We start from the raw sequence: 14,090 nt of genomic DNA, 5'->3' as shown, positions 1-14,090 counted from the left end.
TTAAACCTCATTCGTTGATTGGGATCAAATGCCCCATGCTGTAATTTCCATCGCCGTCCAGCGGGATGACGCGAAGTTCGTCGAATCCACTTTCCAGCGCCGGGCCTGGCGTTTTGATGGTGCGCGACGCCATGCCGGACGCCACAGAGACAGGCTCCGAGACAGACGCTTCTGCAAGCAAGGCGCCGTTCAACCAATATTGGATGGCGTACAGATCACTCGAATCCAGACTGATTTCAAACCGCGGGAAAAACTGCGGTGAACCTAATTGTATTGTCATCCGTTCCGTCGTAAAGATATGCGTATCCTCGTGCCCCCAGTCGGCCCCATCGGGAACGCGGCGGGTGAGTTCGTCGAGTAAAAACACCGACTGCGGCTTGCTCATATAATAGTCGCGATCCACCCATTTTGCATTCACGCCGAGGTTCATTTGAACGATGGCCGCCCAGCGCTCGAATGAAAACAGGGGCGCTTGCGCGACCTTCGTTAGTTGATGATAAAAACGGGCGAGGTTTTCATCGCGAAAACTCAGTTCCCCGCTTCGTACTGTTTCGACGTAACCCACAGGAAGCACGCGAAAAAAATGCCCGGGGCGCTGGGCGCAATCCTGTCGCGCGGGCAAGCGCGCCAACAACGGGTCGGTCAGAGCGAACACATCAATGAAGTGAAGTTCCGGCCCGCCGAAAAACCCCATGAATCCCATGTTGCCCTGAGTGATTACGTCGCCTTCGATTGCGCGGGTTCCCTGCAAATAGCGTAAAATCCACCCGGCGCTAAAGCGCTGTCCGAAAAATTTCAGCAGTCCGGTTTTGGGGTAATACTCCGCCCGTTCATCGGCGATATCATGCGCATCACGACGCGCTTCGGTCAGTCCATAGTCCGCGCCGCTCAACGCAATGGGACGCGGCGCCGCCCAACCCAGCGCCATGATAAGCAACACACCCGTCAAGAATTGCCATGACTTCCATCGAAGACGAACGCCGGACAAGACGACCAATGCGCCGAAAAATGGAAGCGTCAACAAACGCCCGCTCATAAAATCGCCGCCGATTTTGACCAGATAGAGAACATACAACAATACCCCAACCGCAACCATGCGGCGCCGAACGTCTTTTAGCGCACACGCAAACAGCAACGCGAACGCAATGACGCACAACGTAATCGGGTCTTGTTGAAGCGAGTTGCTGAAATAATACAGGCTGTTTCGCAGCAAATGCGACTGGCTGAGACCATGAAATAATTTTGCATAGGCCGTGTTGGGCAGCAAAAATCCGTAATAGACGAGTGAGAAAAGTTCCCAGAGCGCAAACGGCAGCCAACCCAAGAGCAAAACGCTAACGTCCCGGACTGTGAGGCGGCGGTAGAGGATATGCGCAAACGCGGGCAGGCAAAGCAAGACCGCGTCCATCCGGTTTAACACGATCAAAGAAGTCAGCAGCGAAAACGTAAACCTCTCACGCATCGTCTCAACGCCCGCGAGATAGCGCCAATACAACAACGCCAGCAGCACATAACTGAGCGGGTTTTCCAAGCCGGAGGTTCCATACTCGACAAAGGCCTTTGAAAGGACAAAGCACAAGCCGCCTAGCAATGCGGCGGATTCATTCTCAGCAATTTTGAAAATAAAGATCGCCGCCGCCGCGACCGTCAACGCCATCGAAAGGACAAGACTGGTGTAATAAAACTCGCCCGTCAACAAATGAAGCGCCGCCATCAACAGCATCCACAACGGATGAGTAAACACCTGCACCCGCTCGACGATGTTCCAACGCAAGCCGAAGCCGTCCGACCAATTGTCGATCACCCGAAAGGTGATAAACGCGTCGTCGCACAACCAGGCCGCGCGAAACAACACCACCGCTAACAGGCCTAATAAAACAATTAGAATGATGCGCAAACTGACTGGTTTTTGCATATTTTGTCCGCGCCGCCGCCCATCACGAACCAGGCGCGCGGCTTGTTTCTTTATCGCACAAAAAACACGCGCGTCTTTCCATCTCGGTCGCGCGGGGCTTGCGTGCTAGAGTACACTCTGTAGCGCAAAACGCTGAGAACCAACAAAACAACCGATGAAGTGGATTCGTTCAAAAACCGTTTGGCTTCAACTCCTGTGGGCGGCGCCAATGCTGGTCGCGACGGCGATCAATGCGCGTTTTATGTTGCGTACGCACGGGTTCCCGCTGGATGACGCCTTTATTTATCTGCAATACGTCGAGAACCTCTCGCAGGGCATGGGGTTGAGTTTTAACCCCGGCGAAGTGAGTTTCGGCGTCACCAGTTTGTTATATCCCTTACTGAGTGCGATTGTATTTAACCTGCTGCCCTTTGTCGATGAAATTTATAGCATGCAAATCGTCGGCGTTCTCGCTCATGCGGCGCTCATCTATTTCGCGCAGCGCCTGGTGTATGAAGAAACCGACAACCTTGTGCTCGCCAGTTTTACGGGATTTACGCTAGCGCTCTGTCGCCTACTCTATTTTACTGCCGCAGCGGGGCTCGAAACACTGCTGTTTCATGCGCTGGTGGTGGGTTGGGCCTACGCCGCTCTAAGACGCCCCAAAACCCACCCGCTACTACTCGGGCTGCTGGCGGGGTTTTTATTTTTGGCCCGCCCTGAAGGCTTGGCGCTGGCGGGAGGCTACGTCGCATTTCTGATCGTTTACGCGACCGCTTTTGCGAAACGCTCCATCATTCCGTTGAAACAGATTGCGCTCGAAGCGGCGTTATTCGTCGGCGGCGTTCTTCTATTGGCGCTGCCCTACACGCTCTATATATATTCGCATTCCGGCCTGTTATTGCCCACCACATTTTACGGCAAGTTGATTTCTCACAATGAATTCACGACGTGGTCGCTGTTTCAGAAAATTCGTGAAGGCTTTTATTCGCTGACGCAGGGCTATCAAGCGATCATTCAACAAGACGCGACTCTGGTTTCGTATTGCATTTTGATCGGATTGAGTTTTCTGTCTCTTTTAGGCTTCGCCTACCAATGCGGACGCAAAACGCCGTCGCCCTACCGCTTTGCCGCGCGCGCCGCGCTGTTTTGTCTCTTTTTGTTTCCGGTGTTGTTCGGCTCCGCGTTTCACATCAGCGCCCAATTCGGCGGCTACGCGGTGCGGTACATCCAAATCATAATCGTCTTGTTTCACATTGAAGCCGCGTTCGGGCTTTTTTTATTGGTGCAATGGCTCACAGCCCGCACCCAACATTCGACCCGCCGCGCGCTTTGGGCCAACGGCGCCGCGTTATTGCTTGCGGGGCCGTTGTTTTACATCATTGCAGAACGAACGCCGCTGCAACTCAAATTAGATTTAGACTTCTATGAGGTCCATTCAGAGAAACGCCAGGGCGTCCGAAAACTGGCGGCGGAATGGATTCGCGAAAACACCCCGCCCGAATCCCGCGTACTGTTGGGCAGCACCGGCCTCGGCGTGATTGGCGCCTATTGCGAACGCTATTGCAAAGACGAAGGCGGCCTGCTGCACCCCGATATTTTCCCTTACCTCAAGGGGTTTAATGACCGCAGCCCTCACTGGGCGCGGATGCTCGAGTACATGAAGCATTTCAAATTGGATTACTACACGACCTATTCCACCGAGACCTACCACAACCCCATCTCGCACCCGACCCGGCATACCGAACTGGTCGCCTGCGTGTCAGACCCGGAGTTAGTTGACAACCCCGAATACAGCTGGTTTAGCGAAATCTGCATCTTCAAGTTTGAATCGTTTGAACGCTACGATTTATGGCGCGATACGCCCGGCCTCGCCGTCCCGCTCGACCGCGCTGAAACGCCGCGCACCGAAGGCCGCATCCATCAAGCAACCTGGGGCGAACATCCCGTGGTTGTGCTCGACGCCGGGATGCACTACTTTGAAGCGCATTATGAGATGCTGATGCCCGACAACGCCGCTTTCAAAACGGCTTTGATGGTGAATGTTCCAAAGCGGGAATACGGCCCGGATGAATGGATCCGCTTTAATGTGTACGTCGACCGCAACGAAGTGCGCGATGTGGTTTATACTGAAACCTTCCCATTGCATCAATTAACCAATAAGCAGCCATTTAAAACCATCGAATTAGACGTAAGCAAGTATAATAACCAATTCGACAAGTTGGTTCTGACCACTGCGACTTCACCCATGACCGACGACGATCTCTATCAAGCGGGATTTGTAGAACCGATTTTATACAACGCCAAACAAGAATTGAGCGAGTAACTATGCCGTCTTATGAAGGGCCGTTTATTGACCGGGCCAAAATCCAACTGAAAGCAGGCGACGGCGGCGACGGCCGCGTTTCGTTTCGCCATGAAAAATTCGTCCCGCTGGGCGGCCCGGACGGCGGAGACGGCGGCAACGGCGGTTCGATTCTGCTGCGCGTCAATCCCGGCCTGAATACGCTCGACAAAATGTACTCTCAGCCGGTTTGCAAAGCCCCCAACGGCGAAGGCGGAGGCAAGAACAACCGCTACGGCGCGTATGGCGATGATATCGTGCTTGAAATTCCTGCGGGAACCGTCATCTTCAATGAAGAGACTGGTGAAGTGGTTCTCGATATGGAAGAAACCAACGGCGAGGCCGTGATCGCCCAAGGCGGCAAGGGCGGCAAAGGCAATTCAAAATTCGCCACCTCTACCAACCATGCGCCCCGCAAAGCCACCAGTGGAAAACCCGGCGATGAATTCACCGCCATTTTTGAACTAAAAACCGTCGCGCACGTCGGGCTGGTGGGGCTGCCCAATGCGGGCAAATCAACCCTGATCTCGTCAATCACCGGCGCCCGTCCGCGCATCGCCAACTACCCGTTCACGACGCTGCAACCCATTCTCGGCTCGATCCCACTGCCGGAAGGCGGCGGTTTCGTCATCGCCGACATCCCCGGCATCATTCAAGGCGCGCACGAAGGCGTCGGGCTGGGCTTTGATTTTTTACGACACATTGAGCGAACAAATCTGCTGGTCTTCGTCATCGAACTTTCGCCGCACGACCCTGACGTCCCGGCGCAGACCTACCGCGACTTGCGCTATGAACTGGAAAAATATGACGCCAGTATTTTAGAACGCCCCTTTTTAGTGGCGCTCAACAAACGCGATTTGCTCGAAGATGAAGAGTCGCTTGACGTAGCGCTGCACTCGTTCCATGAACAGCACCCCGATGTTGGCGATGACCAATTGTTTGTGATTTCCGCCAGCGAAAAAAACAACACCGAACATCTGCGCCAATCTATCATCGCTTTGTATACTGAGACGATAGGGCGGAGCGAAACGCCGATCATGCAAACGGCGCCGGATATTCTGCAACAACAAATGGATTCCGCCCAAACGAAACCCATCACTTCAACGGACGAACCGCAACTTGATGAATGAAAAACTGTCGCCATTTTTAACCGACGTCCAGCGCATCGTCATTAAAGTCGGGACGCGCGTCATCGACCACGAGCAAACCCATTTCAATTTGCCGGTCATCGAATCGCTGGTCAGAGAAATCGCCGAACTCAAACAACGCGGCGTCGAAGTGATTTTAGTATCATCCGGCGCGGTGGGCGCGGGCCTGCGGGCGTTGCGCGTTCCCAAGCGTCCGGCGTCGCTGCCCTTAAAGCAAGCCTACGCCGCCATTGGTCAAGGCCGCCTGATGAAAGCCTACACCGATCTCTTCGCGCAACATGACATTATCACCGCGCAAATTCTGCTCACCCGCAGCGACCTTGACCGACGCGAATCGTATCTTAATGCGCGTGAAACCCTACAACACCTGCTCACCATCGGCGTCGTGCCGATCATCAATGAGAACGACACCGTCGCCGTCGAAGAACTTACCTTCGGCGACAATGACATGCTGGCGGCGCTGACGGCGGGTGAAATGGAAGCGCAACTGTTGGTGCTGCTCACCACGGTTGACGGGTTGTTCCGCTCGTTTGATCCTGTAACGAAATCCGGCGAACTGATTGAAATGATTGATGACGACCTCGACGGCGCCATGCAATGCGTTGACCCGAACATTGATGAGTTTTCGATGGGAGGGATGCAATCCAAACTGGGCGCTGCGCGAACGGCGGCCTCATCAGGTACGCTGACCGCCATCGCCAACGGCCTGCGCCCCGGCGTATTGAATGAACTCATCCAGGGGCAAGGACGCGCCACCTGGGTGTTGCCGTCTGAGAAAAAACTGGCGGCGCGAAAATATTACCTGGCCCACGCCAAAACGCTCAGCGGCGGAAAAATCGTGGTGGATGCGGGCGCCTCAAACGCGCTATTGCAAGGCGGGAAAAGCCTGTTGGCGTCTGGCGTGAAACAGGTTATCGGTGAATTTCAAGAAAAAGACCTGGTGCAAATCATTAACGAAACAAACAAAGAAATCGCCCGAGGACTGGTTAATGTTTCCTCGGGCGATCTGGTTCAAATTCAAGGACGCCGCAGCAAAGATATTCAATCCAGCGATGACCATCACACGTCAGGCGTGGTCATTCACCGCGACAATCTAGTGTTAACTGGATGACTCGTCATCCGGTGCGCTTTCGTTCTGCTTGTCCATCAGCGCTCTCATTTGTTCGCCTAAGAGTTCGCCGAGGGTCGCGTTGCCGCCGCCGACGTCAGCCATGTATTGCTTGACTTCCTTCTCTTCTTGCTCTTTGACGAATTCTTTTAATGACATGCTGATTTTGCGGTTCTGACGGTCGAATTTCAGCACTTTCATGTTGACCGTTTCGCCGACTTTCAGAACTTCTTCCGCGCGCTGGCCTTTTTGGTTGCTGACCTGCGATACGTGCACCAAACCTTCGATGCCTTCTTCGAGTTCAACAAACGCGCCGAAGTCAGTGATGCGTTTGACCACGACGGGCAGCGACGTACCCGGACGGTATTTCTTCTGGGCGGCTTCCCACGGGTCTTGCTCGAGTTGTTTCAAGCCCAGCGAGATGCGTTGTTGCGACGGGTCGATTTCCAACACCTTGCAACGAAGCGTTTCGCCTTTTTTCAAGGCTTGCTTGGGATGGTTCAGTTTGCCCATCCAGGAAATATCCGACACGTGAATCATGCCGTCTACGCCTTCGGGCAAGCGGATAAAGGCGCCGAAATCGGTCATGCCGGTGACTTCGCCTTCAATGATTGTCCCGACCGGGTAGTTGGCTTTTGCTAACGTCCACGGGTCAACCTGGGTCTGACGCAGGCTCAACGAGATGCGTTTGCGTTCGTTGTCGATGCCCAACACTTTGACTTGGGCTTCTTCGCCTTCTTTGATTAATTCATTCGGATGGCGGACGCGCTTGGTCCACGACATTTCCGAAATATGGATCAAACCTTCAACGCCTTGTTCGAGTTCAACAAACGCGCCGTACTTGGTCAGGCTGGTGACTTTGCCGTTAATCTGGCAGCCCGGCGGGAACTTCGCCGCGACGCTCAACCAGGGGTCTTCTTCTTTTTGTTTCATACCCAGACCGATGCGCTCGCCTTCCATCGAAAGCACTAAGACTTCGATTTCATCAGCGACATGAAGCACCTCGCTCGGGTGAGCGATATGGCCCCAGGAAATGTCTTTAACGTGAAGCAGGCCGTCAACGCCGCCGAGGTCAATGAATGCGCCAAAGTCGGTCATGTTTTTGACCACGCCTTTGACCCATTTGCCGACTTCGAGGTTCTCTAACGTCGCGCCGCGCATCTGCACCCGGCGTTCGTCAAAGACGGCGCGATGAGAAAGAACCAGGTCGTTCTTGCTTCTCATTTCGAGAATCTTGCACTCGATCGAACGACCAAGCAGCGCCTTCTGTTCGTCCTGGCTGCGGGCGCCCGGTCCCAATTGAGAGAACGGGATAAAGCCGCGCAAACCATCGCAGTCGACTTGAACGCCGCCGCGAACCACCGACGAAACCACGCACTTAATGTACTCGCCGTTTTTGAAGGCGTCACGCAAGACGTGACGCGCCTTAACCTGTTTGGCGCGTTGACGCGACAAGACCGGCAAGCCGTCTGAACCTTCTTGGCGGATGACCATCACCTCAATGTCCATTCCAACAACCACATTGAGGTCTTTGCCGTCTTCGAGAAACTCGCGCAGAGGCACAAGCCCTTCAGACTTTAAGCCTATATCAATCACGACGTCTTCAGAGGTTACTTTTAAGACTTTGCCGGTGATGACTTGGCCCGACTCGATTTTTGAAGACATCGATTCGTCCAATAACGCGGCCATATCGATATCTTCATCGGGAAATGCATCGGCGGATTCATCATTTGTTAGGTTGACTTGCCCATCCACGATATTCACATCGTGTTCCGCCAGGGTAGTCGCATGATCTTGTTCTTGACTGACCATAAAGATTATTGCCTCCAACTTCTGATCGTCCCAATGAAGACGGGGGGCGGGGCTTACTATAAGAGGTACGCTCCTCGCACAAACCGCTTTGGATTGTACAAGAATTTTCGTGCCTGTTAAGGCTTTCCAACAGGAAAACCAAAGCGTCCGCCCGGGCTAAGCCCTGATTTCGTTCTGCATTTTACTCATTGCTTCGTGTAATCGCCGGGTAATTGACTGGATTGCCTGCGTCTGGTCGCCTTCGAGTTCTTCGGGCGTGGGCCGAACGCAAGGCCCAATCTGGACTTGAATTCGCCGCGGCCTTGGAAAAAAAACGCCGCGCGGCATGGCGCGAAACGCGCCTTCGATCATGACAGGGGCGATAGGCGCGTTGGTTTTTAACGACAACCACGCCAACCCGTCTTGAAAGTCCATCAAATTACCATCGCTGCTGCGCGTCCCTTCGGGGAACATAATCATCACCTTGCCTTCTTTAAGAAAGCGAATCGCAGTTTTCACCGCGCGAAGGTCGCCTGCGCCCCGTTTCACGGGATACGTACCCAGCGATTTGATCCACCAGCCAAGGCCTGGAATCGAAAACAGTTCTTCTTTTCCTAAAAAAGTTGTCTGTCTACGAATGCTTAAGGCAATGATTGGCGGGTCTAAAAAACTGTTGTGGTTGGCAGCCAGTAAGAGGGGGCCATCCTCCGGTATATGCTCATCTCCGCCTGACTTGTAGCCAAAATAGGCCCAAAACAGAAGATGGAGGAATAGCCAATGAAACCGATAGTACCACTGCATCTACGCTGCCAAAATCTCTCGTTGAATTTCTTTCCCCACAACAAACCAAACGATACCTTCTTTTTGCTCGAGTTTCAATCGCGGCGATCAAGCGCCGCTTGCGCTTTGCGTAATAAATATATCGCAACTCCTACGCAAACGACACATTGAAATACGGCAAAGTAGAAAGAAAGGTCTCCGCTCAGGCGTAAACTCGCGGTGGTATTGGTCAATAAACTGACGCGCCCTTCAGGAAACAACAGTGAGATTCCAGACAACGGGCTTAAAAACAATAACCCGATAACGACCAGATAACCAAACGCCGACGAGATCGTCGTCAATGTTTGCGCGGGAATCATAAAGGGAAGAACCAGGGTGACAAAAATTAACACGCCAGCGGTCAACATCGACTGGTTGGTGCGTGAAAAATAGGCCGAACAAAATAGCCCCAATGCGGTATACATCATCAACGCCGCGCCCAACATCACCAGATAAAATAAATACGCAGGCAAATCAGACCATTGTAAAATCAAATCGACGTTGTATTTCAACAACAGGCCAAAAATCATTTGAATCAACATGCCCGGCACAAATAGCGCCAGCGCAATCATGCTGCTGTATTGCATATTGGCGACGAATTTTGCTTTAATCAGTTTTTTGGTGGAAATCAGCGAGGTCAGCAATAAATCGAGCGTCCCGCGTTCCCGGTCGGAACTGATACTGGTCGCCGCCAGTGGCAAGGTAAAAAACGCCGCGACGATAAACGGCAGCGATAAAAAGAGCCCCGAGCCTTTATACGACGCCAGGGGCAGCGTCAGCGCGGATAGCATCAGCGAAATATACGTCAGCCGAAACAACACCGGCCAGCGCGCGAACCACTGGACGCGACGCTCTAAATATAAGCCCGCATCTAGATCAAGCGCATCTTCATCAATCAATTCATCTTCATCGGATCGCACGGGCTTATGGTCGGAGTCTATTTCATCTTTTCTGCTGCGCGGTTCATCCTCAAACAACTGTCCCGAGCCACTTAACACGACAGAACCTTCGCCGTATACGATATAGCGCATCCTCCACATCGCGAGGTATAAAAACATCACAGTCAAACTAACCGAAGCGGTTACAAACAGAATCAGCGACCACGTCACTCTGACGGCGCCTCCGCCAAAGAGACTCAATGTAAACGAGATAAATGATTTGGGGTCCGCAGAAGGGTACATTTCACTATGAAACGCGTGAAACGGGCTGAAATTTTCAAAGCCCCATACACTCGACGCGGCGGATCTCCAATTCAACGTCTGAATGTAATGCCACAAGGCGGAATGGTAGGGGAGAACAAACCCGACAGCCAACGTCATAATGACGGTAATCAAATACACCTCATACACCCGCGACCGCAGCGTCGAACAGAACAGCCCCAGGCTGCCGAACATCAGCGTCGTTGATAGCAAAATGATGTACGCAACAACCACCTCGCTCGCCGAAAGCCCTTCGCCAAGAAACGGGATCGACAAAAATGGGATCGAAGCGGTTAATAACAGGATAAGAAATAAAATCGGCGTCAACCATTTGGCGATGACTAACTGGGCATTTGAAATAGGCGATGACAGCAAGAGCGTCAACGTGGATTGTTCTTGCTCCGCCGCGATAGCGGGCGCCATCAGCAGCGGCGTGATGATCGTCAGAAAATAGAGATGCCCCTCGGTAATCGCCGCGAATAGCGACCGGGACGCAAAGATGGTATTTCCGCCGGGCTGAAACTGCGCGGCGAATCCCGCCCAGTTTTGATAGACAATCAGCAGCAGAGCGCTTTGGAACAACAATAATGCGCCAAAGGCCTTTTTGCTGCGTAGAAAGATGCGAATTTCACGAATGAGCAACGCTGACGTAAACAATCGCAGAACAAAATTCACATTTCACTCCATATCAACATCGAAAAACGCCAACCGATCCGCGTTCTTAGGCGATTTTCCTACGTCGGCAGCCATCAATCAAGCCGGGTTCCAAACAGATACTCAAGATAACGGTTTGATTTTCGGTTTTGTAAATAAAATAGTGCGTTTCGCCTCGTTGGACACAAAAAAAATAAAAAAAACACGATCATGTTGAAATTAAACCGTTATTTACTATATGTTAAATGGTATAGTGGTTTTTCCGTAGCGACAGGAATGGGAGAACAATCCGTGATTCGTAATGGGATTTTCGGCCTTTTATGTTTGGTTGTACTCATGCTGGTCTCGTGTTCGGGTGATTTGGCGCCCGATCAAGAGGAAGAAGAACCACGCCTGCTCGTTGCTGTCGTCACCGGTTTCGACCCGGAGTACCCTTTCCGCCGCAGCGGCGAATGGGCTTCGCTCACCGTGAATTTAAAAAACAACGGCCCGGAAATCGCAGGCGACTTTCTCGTAAAATTTAAAGAAGGCTCGCAACGCTACCGCACCCCGATTGAATTACCATCGCAAGCGCGCCGCCAGTTTGATATTCCCGTACACACGCCTGAATTTTTAGATGAATTAGAGTTTTATATCGAGACCGCGCGCGAAACCATCCCCATCGAGTTAATCACAATTGGAACCATCTTAGACGACACCCATCGCATCATCGCCGTGATGAGCGAAGAGCGCGGCAGCCACGGCTATATGGCGCAAAGCGACCAGTTAGACATCGACATCGTGCGCCATCTGCTCTACACCTCCCCCACCATTCTGCCTCAATGGTGGCCGGGATACCGCTCGCTTGACGTTTTGATGTGGGACGGCGGCGAAACCGCCGCGATCAATACCCGCCAACAACAAGCGCTCGACGACTGGGTGCAAATGGGCGGGACGCTGATCCTCGCGGCTGGCTCCAACTGGCAGGAACTCTCGACCTCCGGCTTCCGGCTGTATATCCCTCTCAATCTGACCGGCTCACGCGTCGTGGAAGCAGGGACCACGTTAGACGCGACTGATGGCCAAGCCTCGCCAGACCTGGCCCGGCAAATGGTCATTGCAACCAGCGAAATGATTGACGACCCCAATACGACCGTCTGGCTCAAAGCAGGCGACAGCCCGTTTGTGGTTGAGCGCAAATGGGGCGCAGGCCGCATCGTGTTCTGCGCCGGTTCGCTTGACGGCCCTTTATTTGAAGACCCCAACCTGCAAGAGACTTTCCTACAGTTCATCACGGATTCTCCCGCGCCAATCACCCCGCAAGTGATCACTCAACTCGATAATTATGTTGATGGATTTTTACGCTGGGATTTCCAGGCCGAATTGCCCAGCACCAAGTTTATCGCGATGTATCTGGGGCTGTATATTATTCTGGTCGTCCCGGTCAATTATCTGATTTTCCGCCGCATTGGTCGTTTAGAATGGGCATGGTTTACGGTCCCGATATGGGCGATTGTCTTCGCTGTCGGCGTGTATTACATCGGCGCGTTACGCCAGCAAAGCAGCGTGACCGTCAATCAAATCAGCATCGTTGAGTCGCGTCCTAACGCCAAAACCGCGCCCTCAAGCACCTACTGCGCGATTTATTCTCCTGTGCGCAAGTGGTATGAGATTCGTTTCTCATCGCCCGCCGCGTTTCCACTGGCTCCTGAGCGTCAAAATCTGATGGGGCGCCCGCAAAATAATCTGTCAGAAGAAATCATTAACGTCCACTATGAAGAGACAGACTCTTTCATCAGCGACTATCTCATTCACCACTGGTCGCAGCGCGTATTTAAGGGACTTCACACAGTGTCTCTTGGCGACGGCGTCGATATTGATACCTCTTGGGAAGATGGAAAACTGCGCGGCAGCATCACCAATAACACTGGAAAGACTCTCGAAAAAGCAACCCTTATGGCGTCAAATTGGTATGAGAGTTGGACATCGCTCTCTCCAGGCCAAACGGTTGAGATCACAGCCTTCACGCGAAACAATGAGCAAAATTTCAACCGATTTAATCAAATGGGAATGGGGATGTATGGCAGCAATTTTCAGGAATTTAAAAACGACCCCGCCCGAATGATTCGCGAGCACCTCAGCCAGGCATATAGCGCGAACCTGCTGAACTACCATGAATCGCAAGGACTGGGCGTCTTTACCGCCTTGATCCGCGAGCCGCAGTTGGAATTTGAAATCAATGACGAGATGATCGAACCAAAGGGCAACACCTTGTTATCGGTTGTCTTCCCTTACTATTCGCAGCCAACCGGCGAAACCACTCTCACGCAACTGAATTGGAAAATCGTCCAGGGAATGAACCGTCTTAGCAACAACCGCATCCAAGGCCGAATGAAGGGAATGCCCAGTGGCAACAACCAATACATAAACATCCAAACCGGCATGGAAGACTCATGGGCGTTACGCAGTACGACGCCGATTAAGGGCGCGGAAATCATAAGCATGAACCTTCGCATCACCTATTCTGACATGATGAACAACCAGGTGGGCGGCAACGTGCAACCCGCCCCACAAGTAGAACCCGAATTTGAATTGCATTTTCAAGACCAGGCGACGAAAAAATATTTCCCACTTTCTCAAATCACCGATGACAACGGCGACGTCTTTGAACCCAGCCGCTTTTTGAATACGACACTGGGGGCGATTCAATGCCAAATGAAAGCGCCCAACAATCGGCCCCGGAATTTTAATCTCCACGAGTTGAATATGCAGATTCAATTGAAATACCGGGACAGCGGCGAATTGCGCTTTTTAGGCCGTGAAATCGTCGAGCCGCCAAAGTTGGCGCCGCCGGATTTTGAAGCAGGTTTTTGAGATCATAATTGTCAGTGTCATTACGAAGGAGCAACACGACCGAAGCCTGGGGAGGGCTTATTACCTCCCCTCCCCCAAGTTGGGAGAGGATTAAGGTGGGGGTTGTATGATAAACGCCAACATATTGCTGCGCTTTCAACCCCATCTTGGGGGCAATGTCATTGACTTAAGGGGTGGCAAGGGCAAGGCGTCGCGAAGCGACGGCAGCCCTTGAGATATTGCTTGAATGTATCGCTTTGTTTGTGCTGTTTTGATATCCCCCCGGCGCTTTCAGCGCCAC

Annotated in this window: 8 protein-coding genes; 4 read left to right on the top strand and 4 right to left on the bottom strand. The window is 52.6% G+C overall.

Features of this window, described 5'->3' with window-relative positions:
* Nucleotides 1-7: 7 nt before the first annotated feature.
* Nucleotides 8-1,915 (bottom strand): hypothetical protein, encoded by a 1,908-nt coding sequence (locus P9L94_17175; GenBank protein ID MDP8245818.1) that lies wholly within the window; start codon nucleotides 1,913-1,915, stop codon nucleotides 8-10.
* Between the two features lie 154 nt (nucleotides 1,916-2,069).
* On the opposite strand from P9L94_17175, the gene P9L94_17170 reads away from it, so the two are divergent.
* The 3 genes from P9L94_17170 to proB are packed head-to-tail and all read left to right on the top strand — an operon-like array spanning nucleotide 2,070 to nucleotide 6,497.
* Nucleotides 2,070-4,220 (top strand): hypothetical protein, encoded by a 2,151-nt coding sequence (locus tag P9L94_17170; protein MDP8245817.1) that lies wholly within the window; start codon nucleotides 2,070-2,072, stop codon nucleotides 4,218-4,220.
* 2 nt (nucleotides 4,221-4,222) lie between these two features.
* Nucleotides 4,223-5,368 (top strand): GTPase ObgE, encoded by a 1,146-nt coding sequence (gene obgE, locus P9L94_17165; GenBank protein MDP8245816.1) that lies wholly within the window; start codon nucleotides 4,223-4,225, stop codon nucleotides 5,366-5,368.
* Nucleotides 5,361-6,497 (top strand): glutamate 5-kinase, encoded by a 1,137-nt coding sequence (gene proB / locus P9L94_17160; protein ID MDP8245815.1) that lies wholly within the window; start codon nucleotides 5,361-5,363, stop codon nucleotides 6,495-6,497. Before obgE ends, proB begins: the two co-directional genes overlap by 8 nt.
* Here proB and P9L94_17155 read toward each other — a convergent pair.
* The 3 genes from P9L94_17155 to P9L94_17145 all read right to left on the bottom strand — a co-directional run bounded on the left by P9L94_17155 (nucleotide 6,486) and on the right by P9L94_17145 (nucleotide 10,978).
* A complete protein-coding gene (locus tag P9L94_17155; protein MDP8245814.1) occupies nucleotides 6,486-8,306 on the bottom strand; it encodes a 30S ribosomal protein S1 in 1,821 nt (606 codons plus the stop codon). The two genes, proB and P9L94_17155, sit on opposite strands and share 12 nt — an antisense overlap.
* 156 nt (nucleotides 8,307-8,462) lie before the next feature.
* Nucleotides 8,463-9,086, bottom strand: coding sequence for a lysophospholipid acyltransferase family protein (locus P9L94_17150; GenBank protein MDP8245813.1), 624 nt, complete (start codon nucleotides 9,084-9,086; stop codon nucleotides 8,463-8,465).
* Between the two features lie 74 nt (nucleotides 9,087-9,160).
* The gene (locus P9L94_17145; GenBank protein MDP8245812.1) at nucleotides 9,161-10,978 is read right to left on the bottom strand and encodes an ABC transporter permease subunit; all 1,818 of its coding nucleotides are present in this window, start codon (nucleotides 10,976-10,978) and stop codon (nucleotides 9,161-9,163) included.
* A gap of 270 nt (nucleotides 10,979-11,248) precedes the next feature.
* On the opposite strand from P9L94_17145, the gene P9L94_17140 reads away from it, so the two are divergent.
* Nucleotides 11,249-13,810 carry a hypothetical protein gene (locus P9L94_17140; GenBank protein MDP8245811.1) on the top strand — a complete coding sequence of 854 codons (2,562 nt, stop codon included), beginning with the start codon at nucleotides 11,249-11,251 and terminating at the stop codon, nucleotides 13,808-13,810.
* Nucleotides 13,811-14,090: the final 280 nt, after the last annotated feature.

The organism is Candidatus Hinthialibacter antarcticus, from assembly GCA_030765645.1.
In the GTDB taxonomy this organism is placed as follows: Bacteria; Hinthialibacterota; Hinthialibacteria; order Hinthialibacterales; family Hinthialibacteraceae; genus Hinthialibacter; species Hinthialibacter antarcticus.
Note: the sequence above shows the minus strand (reverse complement) of the source record. Positions and strands in the feature narration are given on the sequence as shown.